Source organism: Novosphingobium sp. 11B (assembly GCF_054589055.1).
Genome location: NZ_BAAILP010000137.1, coordinates 41541 through 67636, shown reverse-complemented (window position 1 = coordinate 67636; position 26096 = coordinate 41541). Strand labels below are relative to the sequence as shown.

23 protein-coding genes and 1 pseudogene are annotated in these 26096 nt (G+C 64.5%); 14 read left to right on the top strand and 10 right to left on the bottom strand.

All coding sequences use genetic code 11. The features are described 5' to 3' along the window. On the bottom strand, positions 1 to 273 hold a 273-nt coding region (locus ACYPYD_RS12795; protein WP_459663487.1), incomplete at its 3' end, for a transposase. Positions 274 to 551: 278 nt separating this feature from the next. Here ACYPYD_RS12795 and ACYPYD_RS12790 point away from each other — a divergent pair. The 3 genes from ACYPYD_RS12790 to ACYPYD_RS12780 all read left to right on the top strand — a co-directional run bounded on the left by ACYPYD_RS12790 (position 552) and on the right by ACYPYD_RS12780 (position 3274). Next, complete coding sequence (locus tag ACYPYD_RS12790; protein ID WP_036530850.1) at positions 552 to 1229, top strand: response regulator transcription factor; 678 nt, start codon at positions 552 to 554, stop codon at positions 1227 to 1229. A gap of 29 nt (positions 1230 to 1258) precedes the next feature. Then, positions 1259 to 2584 (top strand): sensor histidine kinase, encoded by a 1326-nt coding sequence (locus ACYPYD_RS12785; protein ID WP_036530853.1) that lies wholly within the window; start codon positions 1259 to 1261, stop codon positions 2582 to 2584. A 261-nt stretch (positions 2585 to 2845) separates the two neighbouring features. Continuing rightward, positions 2846 to 3274, top strand: coding sequence for a hypothetical protein (locus ACYPYD_RS12780; RefSeq protein ID WP_459663485.1), 429 nt, complete (start codon positions 2846 to 2848; stop codon positions 3272 to 3274). 115 nt (positions 3275 to 3389) lie between these two features. On the opposite strand, the gene ACYPYD_RS12775 is transcribed toward ACYPYD_RS12780, so the two are convergent. The 4 genes from ACYPYD_RS12775 to ACYPYD_RS12760 all read right to left on the bottom strand — a co-directional run bounded on the left by ACYPYD_RS12775 (position 3390) and on the right by ACYPYD_RS12760 (position 7699). After that, positions 3390 to 4451 (bottom strand): YncE family protein, encoded by a 1062-nt coding sequence (locus ACYPYD_RS12775; RefSeq protein WP_008827899.1) that lies wholly within the window; start codon positions 4449 to 4451, stop codon positions 3390 to 3392. A 140-nt stretch (positions 4452 to 4591) separates the two neighbouring features. Continuing rightward, on the bottom strand, positions 4592 to 7087 hold the full coding sequence (locus tag ACYPYD_RS12770) for a TonB-dependent receptor (protein WP_236727509.1): 2496 nt from the start codon (positions 7085 to 7087) through the stop codon (positions 4592 to 4594). 103 nt (positions 7088 to 7190) lie between these two features. Then, entirely contained in the window at positions 7191 to 7463 is a 273-nt protein-coding gene (locus ACYPYD_RS12765) for a hypothetical protein (RefSeq protein ID WP_236727510.1), read from the bottom strand. Between the two features lie 92 nt (positions 7464 to 7555). Continuing rightward, positions 7556 to 7699 carry an SDR family oxidoreductase gene (locus ACYPYD_RS12760; RefSeq protein WP_008827897.1) on the bottom strand — a complete coding sequence of 48 codons (144 nt, stop codon included), beginning with the start codon at positions 7697 to 7699 and terminating at the stop codon, positions 7556 to 7558. On the opposite strand from ACYPYD_RS12760, the pseudogene ACYPYD_RS12755 reads away from it, so the two are divergent. Further along, positions 7695 to 7934: pseudogene (locus tag ACYPYD_RS12755) on the top strand (IS21 family transposase); the annotation flags it as partial. The gene ACYPYD_RS12760 and the pseudogene ACYPYD_RS12755 overlap by 5 nt on opposite strands. Positions 7935 to 8065: 131 nt before the next feature. Here ACYPYD_RS12755 and ACYPYD_RS12750 read toward each other — a convergent pair. The 3 genes from ACYPYD_RS12750 to ACYPYD_RS12740 all read right to left on the bottom strand — a co-directional run bounded on the left by ACYPYD_RS12750 (position 8066) and on the right by ACYPYD_RS12740 (position 10268). Then, positions 8066 to 9079: an aldo/keto reductase gene (locus ACYPYD_RS12750; protein WP_459663483.1), complete on the bottom strand. Its 1014-nt coding sequence runs from the start codon at positions 9077 to 9079 to the stop codon at positions 8066 to 8068. A gap of 14 nt (positions 9080 to 9093) precedes the next feature. Further along, positions 9094 to 9390 carry a putative quinol monooxygenase gene (locus ACYPYD_RS12745; protein WP_008827895.1) on the bottom strand — a complete coding sequence of 99 codons (297 nt, stop codon included), beginning with the start codon at positions 9388 to 9390 and terminating at the stop codon, positions 9094 to 9096. Positions 9391 to 9455: 65 nt separating this feature from the next. Continuing rightward, entirely contained in the window at positions 9456 to 10268 is an 813-nt protein-coding gene (locus ACYPYD_RS12740; RefSeq protein WP_211151673.1) for a type 1 glutamine amidotransferase domain-containing protein, read from the bottom strand. A gap of 123 nt (positions 10269 to 10391) precedes the next feature. Between ACYPYD_RS12740 and ACYPYD_RS12735 the strand changes: the two genes are divergently transcribed. After that, positions 10392 to 11306: a LysR family transcriptional regulator gene (locus tag ACYPYD_RS12735; protein WP_211151672.1), complete on the top strand. Its 915-nt coding sequence runs from the start codon at positions 10392 to 10394 to the stop codon at positions 11304 to 11306. A gap of 13 nt (positions 11307 to 11319) precedes the next feature. On the opposite strand, the gene ACYPYD_RS12730 is transcribed toward ACYPYD_RS12735, so the two are convergent. Beyond that, entirely contained in the window at positions 11320 to 12153 is an 834-nt protein-coding gene (locus ACYPYD_RS12730) for a GGDEF domain-containing protein (protein ID WP_459663481.1), read from the bottom strand. A 315-nt stretch (positions 12154 to 12468) separates the two neighbouring features. Here ACYPYD_RS12730 and ACYPYD_RS12725 point away from each other — a divergent pair, with 315 nt between their 5' ends. From ACYPYD_RS12725 to ACYPYD_RS12710, 4 genes are all read left to right on the top strand, one after another. Further along, positions 12469 to 13155 (top strand): response regulator transcription factor, encoded by a 687-nt coding sequence (locus ACYPYD_RS12725; RefSeq protein ID WP_036530845.1) that lies wholly within the window; start codon positions 12469 to 12471, stop codon positions 13153 to 13155. Further along, positions 13136 to 14479, top strand: coding sequence for a FecR family protein (locus tag ACYPYD_RS12720; protein WP_459663479.1), 1344 nt, complete (start codon positions 13136 to 13138; stop codon positions 14477 to 14479). Before ACYPYD_RS12725 ends, ACYPYD_RS12720 begins: the two co-directional genes overlap by 20 nt. Continuing rightward, on the top strand, positions 14437 to 16749 hold the full coding sequence (locus tag ACYPYD_RS12715; RefSeq protein ID WP_459663489.1) for a CHASE2 domain-containing protein: 2313 nt from the start codon (positions 14437 to 14439) through the stop codon (positions 16747 to 16749). Before ACYPYD_RS12720 ends, ACYPYD_RS12715 begins: the two co-directional genes overlap by 43 nt. Positions 16750 to 17056: 307 nt before the next feature. Then, on the top strand, positions 17057 to 19630 hold the full coding sequence (locus tag ACYPYD_RS12710; protein ID WP_459663477.1) for a TonB-dependent receptor: 2574 nt from the start codon (positions 17057 to 17059) through the stop codon (positions 19628 to 19630). A gap of 96 nt (positions 19631 to 19726) precedes the next feature. Here ACYPYD_RS12710 and ACYPYD_RS12705 read toward each other — a convergent pair whose 3' ends face one another. Continuing rightward, complete coding sequence (locus ACYPYD_RS12705) at positions 19727 to 20530, bottom strand: FadR/GntR family transcriptional regulator (protein WP_459663475.1); 804 nt, start codon at positions 20528 to 20530, stop codon at positions 19727 to 19729. 431 nt (positions 20531 to 20961) lie between these two features. On the opposite strand from ACYPYD_RS12705, the gene ACYPYD_RS12700 reads away from it, so the two are divergent. The 5 genes from ACYPYD_RS12700 to ACYPYD_RS12680 are packed head-to-tail and all read left to right on the top strand — an operon-like array spanning position 20962 to position 26006. Continuing rightward, positions 20962 to 21744 (top strand): SDR family NAD(P)-dependent oxidoreductase, encoded by a 783-nt coding sequence (locus ACYPYD_RS12700; RefSeq protein WP_459663473.1) that lies wholly within the window; start codon positions 20962 to 20964, stop codon positions 21742 to 21744. After that, positions 21741 to 23027 carry a sulfotransferase family protein gene (locus tag ACYPYD_RS12695; protein ID WP_008827885.1) on the top strand — a complete coding sequence of 429 codons (1287 nt, stop codon included), beginning with the start codon at positions 21741 to 21743 and terminating at the stop codon, positions 23025 to 23027. Before ACYPYD_RS12700 ends, ACYPYD_RS12695 begins: the two co-directional genes overlap by 4 nt. Before the next feature lie 47 nt (positions 23028 to 23074). Next, a complete protein-coding gene (locus tag ACYPYD_RS12690; protein ID WP_459663471.1) occupies positions 23075 to 24325 on the top strand; it encodes an MBL fold metallo-hydrolase in 1251 nt (416 codons plus the stop codon). Further along, entirely contained in the window at positions 24322 to 25113 is a 792-nt protein-coding gene (locus ACYPYD_RS12685; protein WP_459663469.1) for a sugar phosphate isomerase/epimerase family protein, read from the top strand. Before ACYPYD_RS12690 ends, ACYPYD_RS12685 begins: the two co-directional genes overlap by 4 nt. A 38-nt stretch (positions 25114 to 25151) precedes the next feature. Further along, positions 25152 to 26006, top strand: a complete 855-nt coding sequence (locus tag ACYPYD_RS12680) for an SDR family NAD(P)-dependent oxidoreductase (RefSeq protein ID WP_285017819.1) — start codon at positions 25152 to 25154, stop codon at positions 26004 to 26006. The last annotated feature ends 90 nt before the right edge of the window (positions 26007 to 26096 follow it).

The following is a 26096-nucleotide window of genomic DNA, read 5'->3' as shown; positions in this document are numbered from 1 at the left end:
AGGTGCTGTCCCCTGCGGCTCGGCGGCCAACTCAACCGGCACGAACCCGGCCATCGCGCCGCGGAGCAATTGCTTACGCCAAGTGTAAAGCTGACCGGTCCCGATCCCGTACCGACGCGCGATCACGGCCATGATGGCACCCGGCTGAGTGGTCTCCTTCAGGATCGCCAGCTTCTCTTCGTCGCTCCAGTGCCGGCGCCGTTCCACTCGAACGACCGCTCCGCCATCTCGGCGTGCGCTCATACGAGGCTCGTTTGACTGCTCGATATCCACTCGCAAGGCCTCCATCTGCCCCGCGAAATTCACGCCCACCCCAATCCGCACAAGGCCGGGTTCCGTCGGCGCTTACGTTTAGGCAACCCTTAAACGAGGTGGAATCGCTCGTGCGCCCCGGCTGCTCCCAGAGGTAAGTTGTGATTTGCCAATGTTTGGCCATCGACCTTTATTGGGCGGCGGCCCTCGACCTATAAGGCGCATGACACAGGGAGCGCCCAGGCCGGTATGGTGCTTCGCAACCCGTGTATATTAGCTGGCACGCGAGGAACCTGTCGATGCGTATTCTCTTGGCCGAGGACGATCCCCAGGCGGCCGAATTTGTCGCGCGTGGGCTTCGCGATCTCGGTCATAGCGTCACCGTGGCCGCAGACGGCCGTGATGCGCTCCAGATAACCCAGTTGCACGACCACGATGTCCTCGTGCTGGATAGGATGATGCCCGTACATGACGGGATACAGGTCTTGCGAGCCTTGCGTAGCGCGCAGGTGCATGTTCCCGTGCTGCTGCTTACCGCACTGGGCCGCATAGAAGACCGGGTCGAAGGACTGGAAGCGGGCGCGGATGACTATCTTGTCAAGCCGTTCGCGTTTGCGGAACTGGCTGCGCGCGTCCAGGCGCTGGGTCGCCGCAGTTCAAACGCCGGTGGTAGCACGACCCAACTCATGTGGGGGGTACTTCGGATGGATTTGCTCAGGCGCGAGGTGACTTGCGGCGGCGAGCGGATAGCGCTCCAACCACGCGAATTCGCCCTGCTTGAAGAACTGATACGGGGTGGTGGCAAGACCATTACCCGGACCATGCTGCTGGAAACGGTCTGGGAATTCCATTTCGACCCGCGAACCAACATTGTCGAGACGCACATGAGCCGGCTGCGCGGCAAACTTGCGGAAGGCGGCGCGAAAGACATCATCGAGACCGTTCGCGGAGTCGGCTACCGGATGCGCGCGGTGTGATCCGCTTGCACAAGAGCGCGACACTGCGCATGGCGCTCGCCTACACAGCCTGTCTCACCCTGGGTGTCATGGGGCTGTGGGGCGGCGCCTTCTGGACCATGCGCCACGCCTTTCAGCAACAGCTCGACGTGGATCTCGACGACGAGGCCGACCGTCTCCTTGCCGAATTCCGCAAGGGCAGCACACCGGCGCTGGTCGGAGCGGTCGGCTCCCGCGTTCGGCTGAACACCAGCGACGAGCTGATCTACGCGCTCTACGACCGGAAAGGGCAGGAAATCGCGGGAAACCTGCCCCATCTACGCCCCCGTCCGGGCAAATACACGATGCAGTTCGAGGACCGCGACGAGGGGCTGGATACGATCCGTGTCGTGGCGCGCGACGTGCCCGGTGGCCTGTTGCTTCTTGTCGCGGCCGACAGCGAGCGGATGGACCGGATCGACCGGAGGATGGAGACGTCGTTCGTCGGGGCATTGCTGGGCGTTCTGGCGCTGGGGCTTCTGGGCGCCTTTCTGTTTGCCCGACTGTTGCATGACAAGCTCGGGCGAATTGCCTTGCAAGCCTATGCCGTCGCCGACGGTGCCGTATCCGCGCGCATGCCGGTCAGTGACAGGGGTGACGAATTCGACCATCTGGCGGTAAGCCTCAACCATATGCTTGCGCGCATCGAGGCTCTGATCGCAAATCTCCGTCTGGTCTCCGGCGCGCTGGCGCACGATCTGCGCACGCCGCTCACCCGGCTGCGCCAGCGCATCGAGGATGCGGCCGACTCATGCCAGGAGGGGCGTGTGCAGGATGAACTCGACCGGGCGACGCGGGAGGTGGAGGATGTGCTCGGCCTGTTCGGCGCTATCCTCCAGTTGAGCGAGGTGGAGGGCGGCGGCGCGTTGCAGATGCAGCCCTTTGATGTGGCCGAACTCGCAGACAGGGTTGCCGAGACGTACGAACCGGCATTCGCCGAAGACGGAAGGCGCCTTGGCTGGCTGGTGGAGCCGGGGATGACCATCGTCGGCTCGTCGAGCCTGATCGCGCAAAGTCTTTCCAACCTTCTCGAGAATGCGAGCCGTCACACGCCTGTCGGCAGTGAGGTCGAGATCACCCTGGCTTCGGGAAATGGCGAAGTGCTGCTGTCCGTACGTGACAATGGTGCGGGAATCGATTCCGCGGACCGCGCGCGGGCGCTTGAACGTTTCGTGAGGCTCGACGCCGCAAGATCGACGCCCGGCTTCGGACTGGGGCTGCCGCTGGTCGATGCCGTGGCTCGGCGCCACGGTGGCTGGCTCGAACTGGCGGACGCTCGGCCCGGCCTGCGCGCCACGATGCATCTGCCCTGCCGAGGTGTGAGTAATGGGGCCTGACCCTGGGCGGGTGATCCGCGCGCGGGACCTTCACCGGCTTGCCGACATTGGGAAATGGTAATTGGAGCATCGCGGGTTCCTGCGCTTTATTGCAGGCAGCGACGAAAGGCGACCGGCTTGCCGTCGGCGGTCTCCGGCCAAAGGAGCCGAACGCAGCGTCGATGCCGGCCCGCCGGGTCCTGCAATGGAGTATCCTGCATGAAGTGCACTTCCCCCCGCCTTGCCGCGATGGCCATCGCCATCCTTGGAGGGACCGTCTCGATGGCGGCGCTCGCTGCGCCTCAACATCTTGCAACGCCTGCCCATGCTCCGAAGGCGACTGCGCTCGTGGCGCATACCATGACGCGAAACCCTGGCCTGCTCGACATTCTGCTGCATGTGACCCCGCCGGGCTCGAATACGAATTCGGTCGTGGCGGCGCATCTTCCCGATGATCTGGGTGAAATTTCCGGGGACGATGATCTCGGAGTGGCCCGGACCGGCAAGCCGCTGGTCGAAGTGCAGAAGGATGGCGTTCGCATCGGAGTGCTGCTGCAACTGCGCGATGCCCGGCGTCGGCCGATCGGTGCCGTGGGAATCATGGCGCCCTGGCACGAAGGCGACAGCCAGAAGGCTGCTCTGGAGCGTGCGGTACGCATTCGTGACGAAATGGCGCGGCAAATCCCGTCACGCGCCGCGTTGTTCGGCTAGGGGCGCCGCCATGCCCCTTGGCAGGTCGGTATTTCCCCCATGATGCCGGCCTGCCACCCTCGTCCAATCCGGTCCGGCATGGTCTTGCGCCATGGCCGGGCCGGATTGATCTGCATCAGCCGTGATGGCTGGCCGGTGCCATGACGAGAATGTGGAAGCTGCCCGGCACGATCGTTCCCCTTCCTCCGTTCGTGGCTGGCGTGAAGCTGGCAGCGGGAAGGAACAGCCGGCCGGTGGCGGGATCGTAGGCACCGGTGCGCGCGCTCGTCTCCGACTTCGAGGTCGATGCCGGCATGGCCTTGCGCCCCTTGAGAGCGATGACCGAGACAGTGCCGCTCTTGCCGCAGGGCACGATGAAGCGCTTGTGCTGCCCGTCCCAGATGGCGGTGTCCGGACCCAGGCCGATCGAAAGCAGGGCGACCTGCTTGCCGGTGTGGGTATCGACCAGGGAAGCCTTGCCGTTGGCGCATGCGCTAAGCGCCAGGCCCGTGCTCGGATCGAGCGCGAGACCGGTGGGGCCAGTGCAGCCGGGCAGGGCGATGATGCCGCTCATGCGGCCCGCCTGCGTATCGACCAGTTCGATCTCGTTTTCGTCCTCGTTGTTGACGGCGATCTTGCCGGGCGCATATTCGACGGCGACTTCGAGCCCCGGCTTGACCGGGATACGCGCGGTTTCCTTGTAGGTGACAAGGTCGATCACCGAGACGGCGCCGCCGGCGGCATCCATGACGTAGCCGGTGTGGCCGTCGGGCGAAATCAGTTCGGCATCGGGATCTTCACCGATCGCGATGTTGGCGATCTGCTCTCCCGTCGAAGCATCGAGGATACGCGCGCTGGCGTCCTTCTTGCTGCTGACGAGCAGGGAATTGGTGCCCGGGATCGGCAGGACGCCGTGGGCATAGGCAATTTTCCCGATGGCCTTGACCGGTTGGCGGGCGTCCGGATCGACCACCAGCACGTCGTTGCCATGGGCGACTAGCAGCCGGTGCGTCGCCGCGTCCCAGGTCGCGAAATCCCAGCTGTCGTCACCTGCCGGGATGCTGGCGGACCTGACGAAGGCAGAAGCGGGGGCGCGGGCAGGCGCTGCCTGTGCCGGGGTTGCCAGTGCCGCGGCGAGCGCGGCCGATCCGCAGAGGCCAAGTATCCCGGCCAGCGTCTTGGGGGATGAGCTGATCATGTCTGAGAAAATCCTTGATAATGCCGTTGAGTTGGGCCCCGCGCTTCTTGAAGCGGCGCATGCGGGGCGGTGCAAGTTGGCTATTCCCAACGATGGGGGCAGGCGGGCGCGCAGGGGCTGCCCGCCCGCCCGCTCAGCCTTTAGAAATGCAGCTTTGCACCCAGTTCGAGCGTCAGGTCATAGAACTCGCGCTGGATGGGACGATTGGGGGTGCCCTCGTAGAAGCGCAAAGGCGCGTTGGTGAGGTTCTTGGCGTTGGCGTAGAACTGCAGGTTTTGCGTCACGTCGTAACTGGCGTTCGCGTCGAGCGTGGTGCGGCTGTCCTGGAATACGTCGGTGGCCCTGGTGCTGCCGATGCCGAACAACACGTGGCTCTCGAATTGCGATGCCAGGCGCAGCTTGACCGGGCCGCGTTCGTAGAAGACCGCCGCGTTCCAGGTCCATCCGAAGGTCCCTGGCATGGCCACGGTCTCGCCGGGCCGCAAGGCCACCTTGCTGTTGGCGTATGTGAAGTTGCCGTCGATACCAAGGCCGCCGAGCAGGCCGGGCAAGCGGGTGAAGTGATCGACGAACTGGCCCTCGATCCCGCGAACACGAGCGTGCGAGACGTTGGCATAGCTCTGGACAAGGAAGATCTGCGACTGGCTCAGTCCCGGATAGCCGGTCTGACGCGAGGCAAAGGTCACGATGTAGTTCCTGAGTTCCTTGTCGAACGCGCCCAGCGAGATGATGCCGTGGCCGGGCAGATAGTACTCGGCGCTGACATCGAAGTTATTGGAGGTGATCGGCTTCAGGTCGGGGTTCCCGGTAGAAACCACCGAGTTGCCGACGTCGATACCGGTCGATTGCTGCGTCTGGTAGAAGCCGGGGCGGGCGATGGCCGTCGAATAGGTCGCGCGCAGGACCGCCCGGTCGGTGGGCTGATAGCGCAGTAGCAGCGTCGGGAAGACGTTGTCGTAGCTGCGGTTCGTCGTGATCTGTCCGTGCACGACGCTACCGGCGCTCACGTAGTCTCCGATGCCGCTGTAGCTTGCCTTGGTGTGCTCCCAGCGTAACCCGGCCAGGACGCCGAGCGGTCCAAAAGTGCCGCGGTATTGTGCAAAGGCGGCGCTCACGTCCTCGTGATCGTCGAAATAGTTGCCTTCGTCGAGCGCCATTGCGGTCGAGCCGTAGAGATTGCGAAGGGCGGTATTGCCGATGCTCGGACCGATCGAATAGCCGTTGCCGTAGAAGTCATCGACGGTGTTGAGCGAGGCATTGTCGCTGAGCAGATAAGTCGAGCCGGGGGTCAACGTGCCGGAGTACGGAAGCGCGACCTTGTGCCGGTAGCGCAGCTTGCCGCCTACCTTGAGTTCGTCGCCCGCAGCCAGGCCGACCGGAACCGCGACGCTGGCGGCGTAACTGTATTCCTCGTCGCGATCGTGTTCGACCGCGTTGGAAATCTTGCTCAGTGCGTAGTTCGAAGGCGCGTAGAAGCCGTTGCCGGAGGTGATGGCGAACGCGGGGTAATCGGGGTTGGTGATGTTGTCGTAAGTGCTGGTGTAGTCGTTGGGGTTTTCGTAGGTCGAGTTGTAGTCGTAGTGCTTGTCGTACGTCGCCCGCGAATAGGCGGCGAAATATTCCAGATGCGCTACGCCGATATGGTTGTCGCCGCCGCCCTGGATGACGAGGTTCTTGTGGGTCTCGTCGTAGTCGCGCAAAGTCTTCACGCCGTTGGTCTGCTGGGCGACGAAGCCGTTGGGATTTTTCGGGTCTATGGACTGGACGCCGTTGAAGTCGGTTTCCAGGCGGTTGCGGAAAGCATGTTCGTTGTAGCCGGCCAGGCTGGCGCGCACGTAGAAGCGCTGCTGGCTGTCCGGCGTGAAGTCGAGCTCGCCCGAGTAGCCGAAGCGTCGGCGATCGTAGGCGTATCGACGCATCTCCAGGGCACTGTAGGCTTTGTCGGGCGCGACGCTGGTGTCGTCCACGTAAGCGGCCTCAAGGTCGTCGAAACTGCGCTTGTCGTTGTAGAGGTACTGGCTGAGCACAAAGGAGAACGGCGCGTCGCCATCGGCGTTGGTCCCGCCGAAAGGTGCTCCGACGACGATTTCGTCGCGGTACAGGCCGGTGTTGCGATCCGTCTCGATGCCGCTGCCCAGGGTGATTTCGGCGAAGGGCTTTTTCGTGCCGATCGCGGTGCGTGGCACGAGGTTGACCTGGCCACCGATGCCTTCGGCGTCATGGTCGGGCAGCCCGGACTTGGTGACGATGATCTGGTCGATTGCGCCGATCGGGATCGTATCGAATTCGACCGCTCGGCCCGCGGCGTTGAAATAGGTGCCTCCCGGCTGCGTGTTAAGAAGGACCACGCCTCCGAAGTTCGCGCCGTTGAGATTCCCGTCAAGGCCGCGGATGTTCACGAACCTGCCTTCGCCCGTGTCGATCGAGAGTGCTACGCCCGGCATGCGGCTAAGTGCTTCGGCCGCGTTCACGTCGGGATACCGGGCGATGGCTTCGGCAGACTGGATGGCGACCAGATTGGGCGCCGCCTTTTGCACGTCGCGCGCCGTCTTGGCTTGGCGAGCCTCGCTGACGACGATGGTGGAACCGTCGTCATTGTCCTCCGCGCGGGCCGGCGCCGCGAACACGATAGGCATGATGCATGCCGCTACCGCAGCCGGGATGAGATTTTTTGCTGACACGGATAATTCGCTCCTGAGACCCAAGCGTGTCAGCTGAACTCGATCTGTGACGCTCCTGTTATGATTCCGGGCGTAGAATTAATGATTCCCAACATTTGGTCCGAGCTTTCCAGTTTTCCCCTTGCGCGGGGCGTGACCGACGTGGCGGGAACCGCAGAGGCTGATCAATGCCTCGCTGACCGGCGCCACCGAGAAGTAAGCGGAGCCTGCGCCCCATCTTGTGGGTGTGAAGCGCATGGGCGTCGCCGCACAGCACTTTGTCGGTGATCTCGGCAAGATGCGGCGCAATCTCGCCGAAGGATTTGCGGGCGTTGGTAGGTTCGGTAGTCATCGTCTTCGCTCCTGCCATGGGCGGCCACGGGATGGCGGCGGCAGCGGTTATCGAGATCGCGGTTCGCCGGCTAAAGATGGCGTCCGGCATCATCAGTGCGCGGTAAAGCCGCCGTCGACCGGCAGCGCGGCGCCGATCACGAAGCTTGCTGCCGGACTGCACAGCCACAGCACGGCGGCGGCGCCTTTATCACAGGCAGCGACTTTCTGATCGACGGCGGCACCACTGCTGTTCACTGGTACGGATAACCGTGTCGCGGCCTTCGCACGGAACTGGCGCGAGGATTATCACCGGCAGCAGCAGATGAGTGGCCGCGGAACGTTCGTGCCGCTGTCGTTCGCACCGGATGAAGCCTTTCAGTTCGACTGGAGTGAGGACTGGGCGATCCTTATTGCGGTGCGTACCAAGCTGCAGGCGGCGCACCTCAAATTGAATTGCAGCCGGGCCTTCTTCGTGGGGGCTTATCTGCTGATGCGCTGCGCGCCGGAACGCTGGTCCGCGTGTTGCCTGAATGACGCGGGCGCAGGGCATCGTCCATCTGGTCGTCACGACCCGGCGCGGACTGCCGCCGGCTGTCCGCGCGCGGATTGTCCTGCCGTGCCTCAGGCACCACCCGGCAGCGGAGCGGCCGGATCGACGAGCCCGGCGACGCGCAGTTCGCGCCAGAAATCCACCGGCACCGTCACGCCAAGCGCCGCGCTGTCCTCGGCGATGCGGCCCGGCCGGCTGGCGCCCGGGATCACCGCCGCTACCGCCGGATTGGCAAGCGAGAACTGCAGCCCGGCCGCCTTCATGCTGATCCCGTGGCGATCGGCGATGGCCTTGATCCGTGCGACCCGCTCGAGGATATCGGGCGTCGCCGGGGCATATTCGAAGTTCGGTCCGCCGACGAGCGCACCAGAACTGTACGGCCCTCCGACCACGATCCCGGCCCCACGCGCGGCAGCCAGCGGCATCACGCGCTGCAGCGCCTGGCCATGGTCGAGCAGCGTATAGCGGCCGGCAAGCAGGAAGGCGTCGGGGCGCGGTTCCTCCAGGCCGAGCACGAGTTCGATCGGCTCGACCTTGTTGACGCCCAGACCCCAGGCCCTGATCGTACCTTCGTCCCGCAGGCGGTCGAGCGCCCGGAATGCGCCGGTGCGTGCTTCCTCGAATTTCGCCAGCCACAGATCGCCCCAGAAGTCCTGGGCAAGATCATGGACGAATGCGATTTCGATATGGTCGGTCCGCAGGCGCTTCAGGCTGTCCTCGATCGAGTGCAGCGTCGCGTCGTAGGTGTAGTCGTTGACGATCTGATTGGCGCGGCCATGGGCGAACACCCCGGCCTTCTCGCCCTGCTGGCGGGCGCTGACGTCCTCCAGTTCGTCAAGGATGATGCGGCCGACCTTGGTGCTGATGACGTACTGGTCGCGCGGCTTGCCCGCCAATGCCTCGCCCATGCGCAGTTCGGCAAGGCCGGCGCCGTAGAAGGGCGCATTGTCGTAATAGCGGATGCCGTCGTTCCAGGCGGCTTCGACCGTGGCGAGCGCCTCGTCCTCGGGAATGTCGCGGAACATGTTGCCGAGCGGCGCGGCACCGAAGCCGAGCTTGCCCGGCAGGATATCTTGGAGAGCCATGGTCAGGGGTCCTTTCAGGCGACCGCCAGCGGATCGAGCGTCAGCGCGACGCGATCGGCAAGGTCGTTGATGTGCGACAGGTAATTCTGGAAGTGCGGACTGGCGCGGTGCGCCTCGATCGCGGCCTTGTCTCTATAGAGTTCGTCGAGAGCGAACCGGTCGGGCGCAGCCTGATCGGCCCAGAGGTCATAGCGCAGGTTGCCCGCCTCGGCGCGGCTGGGTGCGATCATGCCGTCGAGCAGGGCGCGCAGCGCTTCTCCCTGGCCGGGCCTGGCGGTGAGGATTGCCATGATCTTGATGGTATCGGTCATCTTTCCTGTCCTTGCTGGCGGTCCGGCGGGGCCAATGCGAAGTGCCCCGCCGGTCATACGTGTCTTCAAGCATCTGTCTCTTGCGAGGCCCGGTCGAGCGCTTCGATCAAGGCCCGCGCGACTTGGTGGTCCGAGCGGGGGTTCTGCCCGGTAATGAGTTCGCGGTCGATGACGACGTGAGGTTCGAAGTCGACTGGCGTGACGGTCACCTCGCCGCCGGCATCGCTCAGCGCCTGCGGCATGGAAAAATAAAGCTTGGCCTGGAGCACCTGCTCCTCGACATAGGTTTCCTCCGAGGCGGAGAAGATCGTCATCCGGTAGCCGGCATAAGGCCACTCCGCAGCCAGTTCCCGCGCACCGGCGTCATCTCCGGCGATCAGTGCGGCACGGAAGGCCGGAGCATTCGCCATCGCCGAAACCAGGGCGATCGGGCCATGGCAAAGCAGTGCGGTCGGCCCGGACTTGGCATGGAAGTGCCGTAGGATCGTGCCGGTTTCGGCGTCCTGCATCAGATCGACCACGGGGGCCTGACCACCCGGCACGAACACGCCGGCGAACTGGTCGAGGCCATCGGCGATCACGGCGCGCAGTGTGCGCACTGCGTTCATCGACGGATCGTTCGCGTAGAACGCCTTCGCCTGCTCATAGGCCGCCACGTCATCGTCGAAGTGCATGGCGGAATCCGAGGCGGGGTCGATGATCGGCTTGGCGCCGTTCGGCGTCGCGAGCACCAGTTCGTAACCGGCCGCGATCAGCGCCATCGCCGGCACCACCGTTTCGTTGAGGTACTGTCCGGTCGCAGCGGTCGCACCATGATCGCCCTTGACCTCGATTTGCGTGGCATTGGAGCCAAGCACGAGCACTTTACCCTTGGTCATCTGAACCTCCTTCGATTGTCAGCATCCGGCGATGATCCGCCGATGCCCCGAAGATGGCGTGTTCGCGGCCATTCCAGAACTTTATTTCTTGGATTTCCGATATACCGATGAGATAATGACTGGATGCGTTACGATCTCAATCTGCTGCCGATCTTCGTGGCATTGATGGAGGAGCGCAACGTGACCCGCGCCGCCATTCGTCTGGGCATGACGCAGCCAGCTCTCTCCAATGCGCTCGGCCGGTTGCGGGCGATGCTGCAGGACCAGCTTTTCATTCGCGAGCGCTATGGAATCCAGCCGACCGCCATCGCTCTCGAACTGGCGCCGGGGATCGCCGAGGCGCTTGCCCGGCTCGACGATGCGGTGCTCGGCCAGCAGGATTTCGATCCTGCGCGGGCCGAGCGGCTCTTCACGATCGCGCCCAACGGCTATGTCGAGTTCGTTCTGGTCCCGGCGATCGTCGCGAAACTCGCCGAGGTGGCACCGGGCATCAAGCTGCGGCTTACCCCCTATGGCAATGACCTTACCGAAACCGGGGCCATCTCCGGCACGACGGCGATGGTACTTGGCCGGATCGTCGATCCGCCGGACAATCTCGTCGTCCAGCACCTGATGGACGAGAGCCTGGAATGCGTGGTGCGTGCGGATCATCCGGAGGTCGGCGATGCCATCACCCGCGAGCAGTTCGAGCGGCTGCGCCATGTCAACGTGATGCCGCCCGGCCGCGTCCGCTCCGGCGTGTTCCAGGCGCTGGCCCAGCAGCAGTTGAAGCGCGACGTGGCGATCTCCGTCACGAACTTCTTCGCGGTGGCAGAGATGGTCGCGGTGACCGATTACTGCACCACTCTGCCGCGATTGATCTGCAGTCGGCTCAAGCACGACCCGCGGTTGAAAGTGCTGCCCGCTCCGGTCGATCTCGGCACCTTTCCGGTCCAGATGGCCTGGCACGTCCGCTATCGGCACGACCCGGCACATCGCTGGCTGCGATCCTTGATCACCGACGTGGTGCGGCGCTTCGAAGCCGAAGGTACTTCCTAATCGACGTCGATGGTCAAAGGCCGTTCAGCTCGTAACGGTTTCGGCCGTTGCGTTTCGCACTGTACAAGGCGGCGTCGGCCTGAGCGAACACCTGCGCCGGGTCGGCCGGGACGGACCCGGTATTCGCTCCGACGATCCCGATGCTGGCGGTGATCCGTCCATGAACGCTGGCCGGATGGGCGATCGCAAGGGCTTCGATTGCTCGCTGGCAGTTGGCAGCCACTGCGATTGCACCCCTGGCATCGGTATCGGGCAGGATGAGCACGAACTCTTCGCCGCCATAGCGGCAGGCGAGATCGCTGGCGCGGCGCAGGCATGTTCCAAGCGCATCGGCGACGAGCCGCAGGCATCGATCGCCTTCCTGATGACCGAGGCTGTCGTTGTAGGGCTTGAACCAGTCGATATCCACGATGAGCAGCGCAAGCGGCGTTGCCGAGCGTCTTGCCCGCCTGACTTCACGATCCAGAGCGGCATCGAAGCCACGCCTGTTCAGCAGTCCGGTAAGGTGGTCCTGGCGCGATTCCACTAGAAGGCGTCGACGCGAAGTGCGGAGCACCCGTTCGATCCGGAGGCTGCGGGTCACGTCCATGGCGATGGTCAGCAATGCGGAAATGCCGAGGTCGGCGTGTCGTACCGGATGAAACGTGACGGCGTAATCCCGTCCGCCCAGCATGAACCGGTGGTCGGGAAGCGGCAGGCCAAGGTCGGCCAGTTCGAAGCATCGGCGCAGCACCGGCGCGGCGCCGGGGACGAGGTCGCCGGCTTGCCGATCCAGCAGCGTGGGCAGGCCGAACATCGCCGCAGCCGCTTCGCTGGCCTTGCCGATTGTAAGATCGCGATCGAGCATGCAGGCCGCCAGCGACGTCGATCCGAACAGGTGTTCCACGATCCTCCAGGGGCGCTCGCAACGGAAATGCTGCAGCCGTCTATCCGGCCCCGGCAACCATCGCCTTGTTCTCTAGGGAGTTTCCCTAGTTAGCTTGAGGGGCGGCATAAGCGCCGTGCTCGGAGACTGTCATGTAAAGAAATGCAAAATCGGACCTGCCCTTGTTCGAGACACCACCTGTAAAACATTGCAAAGCCCGGCCGCACGGCCTCGCAATCGGCATCGGCACTGCTATGGCGAAGTCTCGGCCCTGCGCAGGGGCAACAAAGGGCAGCCGTGCGGATAGCGATACTTGAGGACGATGTGGCCCTAGCAGGGCTTGTGGAGATGACGCTCGCAGAGGCGGGCCATTCCTGCGAAGTGTTCGGCGACGGTCAGGTTCTCGTGCGGGCGTTGCACCGATCGACTTACGACGTCCTCATCCTTGACTGGAACGTGCCGGGCTTGTCCGGGCTCGAAGTCATATCCTGGGTGCGCGAAAATCTGGAGATCGCCCCGCCCTCGCTGATGCTCACCAGCAGGTCGGCGGAAGAGGATATCGTCGCCGGGCTCACCGCCGGTGCGGATGACTACGTGATCAAGCCGGTCGCGCCGGTGGTCCTCAAGGCGAGGATCAGCGCCCTGGCGCGTCGGGCTTATCCCGCGGCCCTTTCGGGCTTCGAGCATTACGGCAGCTATTGCTTCGATACGCGGGCCGAGACGGTCGAACTCTCCGGAGAGCCGATTGCGCTGACCGCGAAGGAATTCGCGCTGGCGCTGCTCCTGTTCAGGAACATGCACCGCGCTCTGGCGCGCGCCTACATTTTCGAAGCCGTATGGGGACGCAACCCGAACCTCCCCACGAGAACCCTCGACGTGCACATCTCCAACGTCAGGACCAAGCTGCATCTTCGCCCGGATAACGGCGTCAAGCTGGTCCCGATTTACTCGTATGGATATCGACTTGAAGCCCTGGCATCTTAGAACCCGCGCATGGGCGAGCGCCGCCCTCCTGCTGCTGGCGGCGGTTCCCGGCGGGATGGCCGTCGCCGGGCCCGACGGCTCTGCGGTGGTGGAGCCGGCGCGTCCTGATGTGCGTTATGTGGTCCGGCCCGGAGACAACCTCTTTCGGCTGGCCGCCAACTACTTCATCCGCACCGAAGACTATCGCATCGTCCAACGGCTCAACCGGGTGGCGGATCCGCTGCGGTTGCCGGTGGGCATGGTGCTCGTCATCCCGCGCGAACTTCTGAGGCACGAGCCGGTGAGGGGAACCGTGCACAGCGTTCGCGGCGCGGTGCGGATCGGTGGCAAGCCGGCGGCCGTCGGCATGACGGTGGGCGAGGGGATGCTCATCGAGACCGGGCAGAAGTCCTTTGTCACGCTCGCCTTGCCCGACGCGACGACCATCGCCCTGCCGTCGCAGTCGGCGGTGCGCGTGCAGCGCCTGCGCCGGCTGGTGTTCGACAGCCACGTCGAGCGGCTGTTCGGCATCGAACGGGGCGGTGCGAGCGCCACCGTCACGCCGATGACCGACCCGCAGAGCGATTTCCGGTTCTCGACCCCCCGGGCCATTACCTCGGTGCGCGGCACGAAGTTCCGGATGGCCTATGATGCGGACGCCGGGTTGGCGACGAGCGAGGTGCTGGAAGGCAAGGTCGGTTTCGATGCCGAGGCGAACGAGACCCAGACGCTGCCCGCAGGCTTCGGAACGACGAGTGAACTGTCGGAGCCGGTCGCCCTGCTGCCTGCTCCCGAACTGCTTGGGCCGGACGCGGCCCAGACCGGCGAGGGCCTGCACTTCGCCCTGAAGCCGTTGCCCGGCGCCACGGCGTACCACGTGCAGATCGCCGCCGACGCAAGATTCCTCGAGGTTCTGGACGAGGCGACCAGCAAGTCTGCAGAGGTGCGGTTCGCCTCGCTGCCCGATGGCGCCTACTTCGTGCGGGCAACGGCTATCGACCGTAACGAACTGGAGGGCGTACCCGCGACGTTCTCCTTCCAGCGCCATCTCGAAGGGCTGCGCATGGGCATCGAAATGGGTTGGGCGGGGCCTTACCGCCAATACCTGTTCTGGTGGAACGCGCGCGATGTGTCGGGCGCACGGTTCCGCTTCCAGCTTGCCAAGGCAGGTCGGGAGGCAAAGCCGCTGGTCGATCTGCCCGAACTGTCGAACACGTCCCAGCCGGTGATCGACCTGCCGCGCGGCCGCTATCGCTGGCGCGTGCAGACCAGCCGGATCGTGGAGGGCAAGGTCAGTACCCAATGGTCGGACTACGGCGAGTTGAGGGTCGAGGGGAACTGGTGAGGCTACGGCGGCATCTCAAGCTGCGTACCCAGTGGTGGCTGATCGTCATCGTCACCAGCCTGCTGGTCATGCTCATGACGATGGACCGCACGATGGAGCGGTTCGACAACGGCATCTACGATCACCTGCTGCAACTCGTTCCGTCGCCGTCGTCCGATGCGATCCTGCTGGTCGAGATCGATGACGACAGCGTAGGAAGGATCGGTCGCTGGCCATGGAACCGCGCGACCCATGCCGCGCTCATCGACCGGCTCAATGCGGCGGGGGCGAAGGCGATCGGCTACGATGTGCTTTTCACCGAGCCGACCGATGCGGCCAACGACGATGCGCTGGCAGGCGCGATGGCCCGGGCTAGGGCGGGCGGTGCTCCCGTCTTCCTGCCGGTCCTGCCGGGTGCTTCATCCGAAAACGACGCCACGACCATCCTTCCGATAGAATCGCTTCGTAAGGCTGCCGCCGGGATCGGCGCCGCCACCATCGCGCCGGATGCGGACGGTGTCGTGCGCGCGGCGCCGCGTTCGGATGAAGGGCCTGACGGGGCGCGGCTGCTGATGCGCGTCATGGCGCAATCCCTTGCCGGGGGTGGGCATGTCTCATCGCAGGCCGGGCTGATACCGTTCGGCGGTGGCACCGGGCGTTGGCCGGAGGTTTCGGCCGCAGCGGTTCTGGCCGGGGAAGTGCCCGCCGAACTGTTGAAGGGCAAGATCGTGCTCGTCGGCGTGACGGCGTCGGGCCTCGGCAGCCGGTACGCAACGCCTGCCGGCGGCGTGATGTCCGGGCTCGAGATCCAGGCTTATCTGCTTCAGGGGCTGCGCGGCGGCACGATGATGACGCAGGCCGACCTGTCCGCCTGCCTGATCGCGGGACTGCTGCCGCTGTGGATGCTGATGATGGGGCTGGGGCCGTTCAGGCGGATGCCGGCGCTGACCTGCCTGGCGCTGTGCTCGGCGCTGGTGCTGGGCCTCTCGCTTTGCGCCCTGATACTGCTGCGCATCTGGCTGCCGCCTTCTGCTGCGTTGGCCGGGCTGGTGCTGGCCTATCCCATCTGGGGCTGGAGACAGCTCGCAGCGACGGAACGGTTCATGCGTACACAGCTCGAACGTCTGCAGGAACAGCCGATGCTCGTTCCGCAAAGGAACGTCGTTCATACCGAGAGGGGCGTCGCCTACACGATCGCACTGCTGAACGCCGCGATCACCCGCAACCGGGAGATGCGCCATTTCGTGGCCGACCGCCTCGACCAGTTGCCGGACGCGACGATCGTGGCCGATCTGAACGGCGACATCCTGCTAGCGAATGTCGCCGCGCGCAAGCTCTTCGCCGGCCCGGATGGAGGACTGGAAGAGAAGACGGGCGCGGCCTCGATCCTGAGCCGTTGCCGCCTCATCGGCAGCGGCGATCCGGTTCGCTTTCCTCCGTCCGCTGAGGAACCGCTCGCTTGCGAGGTCCAGCTCGATCAGGGGCGCTTCTTCCTTCTCGGGATGGCGGGACAGACTTCGGCGGAGGGTACGCGCGTCGGCTGGGTCATCCGCTTCGTCGACATCAGCGACGCCAAGACCGCGCAGAAACAACGCGACGACGTGGTGCAACTTCTCACCCACGACATGCGCTCGCCCCAGGCGTCCATTCTGGCCGTGCTTGAAACCGCGTCTGCAGACCGCATTGCGGCCAGGGAATCCGGCGTGATCCGGCACTACGCGGAACGCACCCTGCAACTCGCGGACGGCTTCGTCCAACTGGCCCGCGCCGAGAATCTGGAGTACGCCCTAGAGGAGGTGGACCTCGGCGACATGCTGATGGATGCGATCGACGATCTCTGGCCGCAATCGAAGGCCAAATCGATCGGCATCGTAACCCACGCGGACGAGCGGCTGCTGGTCACGGTCGAGCGCTCGTTGCTGACCAGAGTGCTGGTCAACGTCATCGGCAATGCCATCAAGTACAGCGCGGAAGGGACCACGATCACCTGCTCGCTGTCCTGTCAGCCGCGTGGCGATGGGGCGTACTGGGCCGTGTGCGCGATCGAGGATCAGGGGCCGGGCATAGAGCCGGGTCTGCGGCAGGCGATCTTCGAGCGCTTTCGCCGCGGACCGGTCGGCCTGGGGCCGAGGATCAACGGTGCCGGTCTGGGGCTCAGCTTCGCTCACACGGTGATGACCCGCCATCACGGACTAATCGAATGCCAGAGCGAACCGGGACGCGGCACCGCGTTTCTGCTGAAGCTGCCTCTGCACCGCGGCAATCCTGCGTCGACGGATTGCACTCCATGATCGGTGACGAGCCTTGTCAGGGCGGCAACGGGCTCGGCTATCGACGCATCCAATAATCGGACCATTCCGTGGGCACTGCAGCCTCAGCAAGGTCTCTCGTTACGTCGAGCTTCGATTAGAGTAGCCGGAAATCGCCACAGCGCTTTGACCGAATCTCAAAATTCAAGATAACAGGTCCCTTAATTGGTCGTATCCCCGATTGCCTCAGCAACGGGAGGCCGCCGCACGAGAGAAACGTGACCCGCGATCAGTCGGGGCGGGCAATCATCGGTGAGCGCGAACCGCGTCTCGCCCGGAGGGAGAGAAAATGAAGAAGACCGCGCTGGTGCTCCTGGCATCCACCACGCTTGCGACCATCCCGCTGCAGGCGGCTATCGCTCAGGATCAGGGCGGGGACGACAATGCCGGGTCTCCTTCTGTGGGCGATATCATCGTCACCGCGCGCCGCGTCGAGGAACGCCTCCAGGACGTGCCGATCTCGATGACGGTGTTCGACCAGAAGGCGCTTGATCGCCAGAACGTGTTCTCCGCCAAGGATCTCGCGACTTACACGCCGTCGCTGACGGCAAACTCGCGGTACGGGGCCGACTTTGCCTCCTTTGCCATCCGCGGGTTCACCCAGGAGGCGCGCACCACGACCTCGGTTGGCGTCTATTTCGCGGATGCGGTCGTGCCGCGTTCCTCGCCCTTGAGCGCCTCGGGCGACGGTGCGGGCCCGGGCCATCTGTTCGACCTGCAAAGCGTCCAGGTTCTCAAGGGGCCGCAGGGGACCCTGTTCGGTCGCAATACGACCGGCGGCGCGGTTGTCCTCGTCCCCAATCGCCCGACCTACGACTTCGAGGGATATGTCGAGGCGTCCGCCGGCAACTACGATATGAAACGCGTGCAGGCAGTGCTCAACCTGCCCGTCGGCGAGAGCTTCCGACTGCGTTTTGGCGTCGATACCCAGGAGCGGGACGGCTATCTGCGCAACATCTCGGGTGTCGGTCCCCGCGATTTCGTGGACGTGGGCTATGTCGCCGCGCGGGTGAGCGCGGTCGCCGACCTCTCGGACAACGTGGAGAACTACACGGTCATCTCCTATACCCGCTCGAAGACCAACGGCGCGGCCTCGAGGACGACCGACTGCTATGCCAGCAGTGCCGCCAGCGTCGCCACCAACGGTCCCAACGGGTACAGCTGCCAGCAGATCCAGCGGGATCGCGATGCCGGGGATCTCACGGTGACCAACGCCCTGCCATGGGCGTACCAGAAGCTGGAGACCTGGCAGATCGTGAATTCGCTGAAGTGGCAGGTCAGCGACAATCTCACGATCAAGAATATCAACAGCTATGGGCAGATCATTCAGGACCAGGCGATCGACCTGTTCGGCGTATGGGTTCCGCTCGGCAACACGCTGCGGGTTCCGACCAGCACCGCGCCCTATTTCAGGACCGTCAACGTGCCCAGCCAGTATGTCGGGAAGGGCTGGGGCAGCGATACATCGATCAGCCCGCCGGGCCTTCACAGTGGACAGCAGGAGACGTTCACGCAGGAACTGCAGTTTCAGGGCACCAACTTCGGCAGCAACCTGACTTGGCAGGCCGGCCTCTACTATGAGCGCAGCCTGCCGCTCGGCTGGGCGGGCTCGCAGAGCATGAACGGGGTCTTGTGCGACAGTGAAGCGGAGTGGGCGGAATTTGCCTGCACCGATGCCTCGGCCGTCACCGGCGCGGCGACCGCCACGGGCAGCAGAAACTTCAATGTCGGCCGCGTGGCGTTCCGCAACATGGCCGCTTATGCGCAGGGCAGCTACAAGTTGACCTCGGCCCTGACGCTCGATGCCGGCATCCGCTATACCTGGGACAAGACGACGGGCAGTTCCACCAACATGGTGGCGTCCTATGCCGCAGCCACCGGCTGGAACACCCCGACGTTCACGTGCACCAACCCCGCCCTCACGTATGGCGGCTCACCCGCGACGTGCCTCGAGCGCTATAGCCAGAGCTCGAAGGCGCCGACGTGGATGATCGGGCTGAACTACAAGATCATGCCGGACATCATGGTCTACGCGAAGTATGCAAGAGGCTACCGGCAGGGGTCGGTCAGCCCGCTGGCGGCAGTAGGTTTCAAGACTTACGAGCCCGAGCGCGTCGATGTCTATGAAGGCGGAATCAAGACGAGCTGGCACGGGGCGATGCCGGGCAGCTTCAATCTTTCGGGGTTCTATAACGACTTCCAGGACATGCAGCTGCAGGTCTCGTTCGTCGATACCAACGGCATCGCGCCGAACCTGCCCTCTGGCCCGGCCGTGGTCAACGCCGGCAAGGCGCGGATCTGGGGCCTCGAAGCGGAAGCGTCGATCTCTCCGTTCGAGGGCCTCACGCTTCAGGCCAGCTACGCCTATCTCAACACGAAGCTGCTTGAGTTCATTGCGCCGGATCTCTCGACGCAGCCGGTCGGTGGCTACAACCTCGTGGCAAGCACTCCGGTCGAGGGCAGCCGCCTGCAGTTCACGCCGAACCACAAGCTCTCGGTCACGGCCAACTACACGCTTCCGCTTCCCGACTCGGTGGGTCAGGTCAGCCTGGGTGCTACGTATGTCTACACTGGCTCGGTCTTTTACGGCAGGGATGCGTCCTTGCCGAACCGGGTCTACAGCGTATTCGCCCCCTCGGATCCCAATTACGATACGCAAGTTGCGCCAAGCTATGACCTGGTCAACTTCAACCTGAATTGGGAGAAGCCGTTCGACGCCCCCGTCGATCTCCAGGTCTTCGTGACGAACGCATTCGACAAGCGGTATTACGAGGCACGCAGCCTTTCGGGTTCGCGCGGCTTCACGTCGCGGTACTACGGTGATCCGCGAATGTATGGTGCGAGAGTGCGCTACACGTTCTGACTGGCAGGATGCACGAAGACGGGCCGAAGCGGGCATTGCCGCTTCGGCCCTCAATTGAAGGCATGTGCTTTCGCCATGCCGGTGTTCCTTCTGGGATTACCGGGACGTGGGCATGCGCCCGAATCCCGCAGGCGGCAGCACGAATCTCGCGCGCAACTGCGATACGGATTCGCGAGCGCGCGCCACTTCGTCCTCGGCGTGGATGTCGAGGACCGCTGCAAGGACCCGGTCGTGCTCGGCCCTGAGTTCCCGGCCCGCCACATCGTGGTTGCCGGCCTGCAAGGCCGCCAGAAGCCGCCTAAGGGTTTCGTGGTCGGCAAGCGATCCCGCCAGCCACGCCCGCTGGACAAGACTGTGTGTTGTCGAGGTGCCGAGGCGGACCTGCCAAAGCTGCCCGATCATGAGGCTGAGGACTTCGTTTCCTCCCGCTTTCGCGAGGGTGACGTGGAATTCCGCCAGACCATGGTGCCAACTTTCGAAGTCGGCATCCGCGCGGATTGCCCCCTCCAGGCTTTCCGCAAGCGCGTCCAGCAGTGTCTTGTCGGTTAGGCCCGCAGCATGAATCAGGGCAGAGCATTCCAGAGTCGAGAGAGTGCCGAGAACTTCGAAGGCGGAAGCGTGCAAGACTTGGTTGCCGAGGTCGCGATGCGCATCGACGACATATGTGCCCGATCCCACTCGCGTCTCGACCACGCCGAGCAGGTCGAGCGCGTGCAGAGCTTCGCGAATGATGGGGCGGCTGACACCCAGAGCCTGCGCGAGAACGCGTTCCGCTGGCAACCGTTCTCCGCGTTCGTACCGGCCATCGCGCAGATCCTGCATCAGACTGTGCAGCACCGATCGCGAGAGGCGCGCGGGTTCCTTGCCGCCGTGGGGCGGGAGGCCGCGTTGACGCACCATTGATCCTCACCCTGATTGACTAATTAAAGTACACTGTATGTCTATTTCGGGCTCTGAGCAAGGGTCTGCAATATGATTTCTCTTGGCTCACATGGAGTTGAAAGGCCGTGCCGATCGTTTGCGACGAAAGGCATGAGCGGTCGAAGGCTGCCGCCGTTTGTCCGGGTTGATTCCTCAGGAAAGTAGATCGTCTCCGCGATCTTGCTGTGTCTCTCAGATCCGGCATGGAGCGGGTGGTGCATTTTTCCGCTCATTCCGAATGGTTGCTTGAATTTAGCGGCAAGGCCACGCCAGTTGATCGACTTGACATATATAAAGGATACTGTTTTTAATCCACGTGCCGAGACGGTCTTGTCGTTCGGCCGATGAAAAACAGATAGTGGAGTGGAGCGGCGATGGCTCGTCTACCGTGGGACTTGCAGGGGCGAGTCGTGGTTATTTCCGGTGGCAATGCCGGCATCGGCCTGGGTTTTGCCCGGGGCATTGCAAAGGCCGGCGGCGACCTTGTCATCTGGGGAAGGCGCCAGGACAAGAATGAAGTCGCGGCGGACGAGCTGCGCGGCCTGGGTGCCAAGGTGCTCACGCAGGAAGTCGATGTGTCCGACGAGAACCGGGTGATCGAGGCTTTTGCGGAGGCCGTATCGACGATGGGCCGCGTGGATGGTGCCATCGCCAATGCCGGCCTGATGATGAATCAGGGTTGCTTCACCAACATGACCGGCGAGGCGTGGCATTCGCTGCTGTCGGTCAACCAGCATGGCGCATTCTACCTCGCCCGTGAGGCCGCGCGCCATATGCGGGACCGTGCGGAGGCGGGCGACGCAGGCGGGTCGATCCTGTTCTGTGCGAGCCTGTCCGCCGTGACCGGCTCGATCGGCATGCAGCACTATAATGCCTCGAAGGGCGCGATGGCGTCGCTGGCCCGGGGGATCGCCGTCGATCTGGGCAAATATGGCATTCGGGCCAACACCGTCTGCCCCGGATACACCGAGAGCGAGACCGTCAAGGATCAGGGCCCCGATTCCCCGCTCGGCGCACAAGTGCGTGAGCGCTGTCCTATCCCGCGGTTCGGCGCGCCCGAGGATTTCGAAGGGATAGGGGTCTACTTCATGAGCGATGCATCGCGTTACCACACCGGCGATCTGGTGAAGGTCGACGGCGGCTGGATGGCCAATGCCGGCAAGCTCAACACCTCGCTGGAGCGCCGCGCATGAGCACGTCCGATACCGCAACCGAGGTCAAGACCAAGGTTTTCCGCGTCGAGCAGTTCCGCGACCCGGTGCTTCCCGCCGAGCGGCGGGCCGAGCTGGAGGCCGCCGAGGCCGAGCCGCTGGACATGACCGTCGAAGCCGTCCTTGCAGACGCGCAGGCTCAGACGGGCTTGTCCGACTTCGGGCCGGGCGATTTCACCCAACGTCTGGGGCTGCTGCTGGAAGAGGTCGGGAGCAATCCCAACCTGTGGCGCTTCGCCAAGGCGAACTTCCGCGCCGCCTGCGTCAAGCAGGTCGCGAACCGCCTGAAGAACAAGGCCTACCTCGATGCGCATCCCGAGGTCGATCGCGAGGTCATCGACCGCCCGATCATCATCGTCGGCCTGCCGCGCTCGGGCACCACGCATCTCGAGAACCTGATCGCCGCCGATCGCCGGCTGCGCCACCTGCCGGTCTACCTCGGCTCCGAGGCAGTGCTCGCGCCCGGCGAAGCGCCGGGGCCGGACGGGGTCGATCCGCGCTGGCTGCGTTCCAGCGCGCACTGGGACCGGATGAAGCAGAACGCCATCATGGCCGCGATGCACGAGCATTCGCCGGACCACGCCTGCGGCGAGAACGAACTGCAGATGCCCGATTTCACCACCTATCAGTGGGAATGGATGGCAGAGGTGCCGCGCTGGCGCGATCATCTGCTCGGCCACGACCAGACGCCCCACTATGCCTATGGCAAGCGGATGCTCAAGGCCATCGCTCACCAGTTCCCGTCGGACCGGCGCTGGATCCTCAAGGGCAACCAGCATTCCGAGCAGATACCCGCGCTCGTCGCCAACTATCCCGACGCCTACGTCGTCCAGATCCACCGCGACCCGCTGGCATTGCTGCAGTCGGTGCTGACCATGCGGGGCCTTTCCGTCCTCGCGCACCAGAAGCAGCCGGACATCCAGGCGCATGTTGCCTACTGGGTCGATCGCATAGAGCGCATGCTGCGCGCGTATTTGCGCGACATGGACACGGTGCCTCAGGGCCAGCGGCTCGATATCCTGTTCGGCGACGTCATCGCCGACGATGTCGGGACCGCGCAGAAGGTGCTGGAGTTCGCCGGGCTCCCCTGGAGCGAGGACAGCATCGCCGACATGCGCGAATACATGGACAGCCATCCGCGCGGCAAGGACGGGCGGGTGGTCTACGACCTCGCCGGTGACTTCAACCTCGACATCCCGGCGCTTCGGGAGCGCTTCGCGTTCTACCTCGACCGCTTTCCGGTTCGGGTGGAAGTGAAGGTCTGAGCAGCCGATTTCGCTGCGGCACAGAAAAAGACTTCGGGAGAATGGACATGACCCAGACGGCTCGGGACGCCAACGAACCCCTCAATGCCCAGATCATCAACGACGGCGCCGGGCGGCAGGATGCGGTCGATCTTGGCCATGGCATCTTCATGTCCAGGGACGTGTCCAATCTCTATCTGGTGACGACTGCGGACGGCAACGTCCTCGTCAACACGGGCATCATTTATAGCGCGGCGGAGAACAGGCGCCGCTTCGATGCCGTCTCGGACCAGCCGATCCGCAGGATCGTCCTGACCCAGAGCCACGAGGATCATATCGGCGGCTGGCCGACCTTCAGCGGCCCGGACGTGGAGACCATCGGGCAGGCGAACCTGCCGTTCGTGCGCAAGCAGTACCGCGACCTCGGCCCTGCCATGGGCACGCGCTCTCGCCGGTTGTGGAGCCGCGACCAGAAGCGCGAGCTGACCGAGCGGCCCGAGCCGGTGCTGACCACCACGTTCCAGGACAGTCACCGCTTCGAACAGGGCGGCCGCGCATTCGAGCTGCTGTCAGTGAAGGGCGGGGAAACGGTCGACTCGCTTGCCGTCTGGCTGCCGCGGGAGCGTATCGTCTTCACCGGCAACATGACCGGGCCGATCTTCGGCCACGTGCCCAATCTCTACACCGTGCGGGGCGAGCGCTATCGCTATGTGCAGTGGTACATCGACAGCGTGCAGCGTGTCATCGATCTCGAACCCGAAGTGCTCATCACGGGCCACGGGGAGCCGGTGCGCGGCGCGGCCGAGATCCGCTCCCGCCTGACCCGCATGCGCGATGCGGCGCAGTACCTGCGCGACCGGACCTTCGAGGGCATGAACGCAGGCAAGGGTTTGTGGGAACTGATGGATACCATCCGCCTGCCCGAGGAACTCGCCATCCCGCAAGGGCACGGCAAAGTGCCCTGGATCGTGCGTTCCATCTGGGAGGAGCATCTGGGCTGGTTCCGCTACGAATCCTCCACCGAACTCTATTCGGTTCCGCCCCAGGCCGTGTTTCCCGAACTCGTCGCGCTCGCGAGAGGCCATGCGCCGGTGCTCGGGCGGGCGAGGGCGCTGCTGGAGGAAGGCAAGCCGCTCCACGCGCTCCATCTGGCCGAGGCCATTCCCGCCGGGGAGCCCGGGCATCGTGACGCGCTCGGCGTCCAGCTTGCAGCCCAGCGGGCGGTGCTCGAAGGCGCGGGGCGGGAGAACTTCAGCGAAGTGCGCTGGCTCGAAAGCGAAATTCTCCGGCTGGAGACGGCCCTGGGTGAAGCGCAGTGACCCATCCGCGTCTGTCTCTGGATGCCATGTGCACGTTCCGGTGGCCGTTCGAGCGCGAACTGGCACTGTGGAAGGACGTGGGCGTCACGCACGCGGGCCTGCTGATGAACAAGATCGCGGATGATCCAGAGCGCCACCTTGGTGCGCTCGACGATGCCGGTATCCGCATCAGCACGCTCATCACCGCAGGTTTCCAGCTCGCCGCGCCCGAGACGTGGGATGCGACGCGCGAAACGCACAAGGCGATGATCGACCTGGTCGCGGCGCATGGCGGCCATTCGATCTATTTCACCAGCGGTCGGACGGTGCGCTGCGACTGGGACGAGGATGTGGCGCTGTTCGCGCAGGCCGTCGCGCCGACCGTCGAGCATGCCCGCGCAAACGGCGTGATCGCTGCCTTCGAACCCAGCTTGCGCACCAGTGTTTCGTTCTGCACGCGCCTTGCCGACGCGGTGGACATCGCCGAGCGAACCGGGCTCGGGATCGTTTCCGACTTCAGCAACAACTGGATGGAGCGGGGCCTTGCCCAGACCCTGAAGCGCGCCATGCCGCACATCGCGCTTGTCCAGATCGGCGACATCGCCATCTCCGGACCGGGCGGGCGCTTGCATGTCGGGCAGGGCGACCTGCCGCTCGGCCGCATGATGAACGACGTCCTGGAAGCCGGTTACGAGGGCGTGTTCGACCTTGAGGTCGTGCCTGCGGACTACACCGCAGATACCGCAGAGGCCGAGTTCCGGGCGGGCATCAATGCGGCTTCGGACCTGCTTTACGCGGCCGGGATCTGAGCGCCGGCCGCGAACAATAACGGGAGAGGAACGGGAAGATGTCTACATTCGAAGGCAAGACGGCGCTGATCATCGGCGCCGGGCAGAACATCGGTCGCCAGATCGCCCTCGAATGGGCCCGCCGCGGCGCCCGCGTCGCGGTTGCCGACATATCGAGGGACGGGGCCGAAGAGACCGCCGAACTCGTGCGCGCACTGGGCGCGGAGAGCACCGGGCTGCATTGCAACGTGCTCGACGAGGCGTCGGTGCTGGAAGCCATCGATGCCGCCGAAGCCGCGCTCGGCCCCCTCGACATCCACATGAACAATGCAGGGATACTCTCGGGCGGCAATCCCGAGGACATCCCGCTCGCCGAATGGCAGCGCATGTTCGACGTCAATCTCTTCGGCATGGTGCGCGCCAACGCCATTGTGGTTCCGCGCATGATGGGACGCGGCGAGGGGCACATCGTCAATACGGCCAGCTTCGCCGGCCTCTATCCGTTCGCCGCGAGCCGCATTCACTATGCGGCGTCCAAGGCGGCGGTGCTGTCCATGTCGCAGAACCTCGCGCTCTATCTCATGCAGTTCGGGATTCGCGTGAGCTGCCTGTGTCCCGGCCCGGTCATGACGACCTCGCCCGATGCGATGAAGCATTTCAGCGAAGGCTACACGATGCGCGCGCCCGGAAGCCATCTGTTCGTCAAGTCGCAGCCCGAGACGGCACGGATCCTGTCCGATGCGATGGAGGGCGGGGAGATCGTCGTGCCCACCCACGAGGAGGTCTGGACGACGCTGGCCGAGGTCGCCGCGAACCCCGATGCCTTCATCGAGAAGAAACATGCCGAATTCATGGCGGGCGATCCCGGCAAGCCGGGCATCACCCAGGCCGTCATCGATTCGATCCGGGGCTGAAGGGACGATAATGACCTTGCTCGATCCCCACGAACGTTCGGCGCGCGGTGCGCAGGTCGCGCTGCGCGCCACCGCGCGCGAGCACGAGGT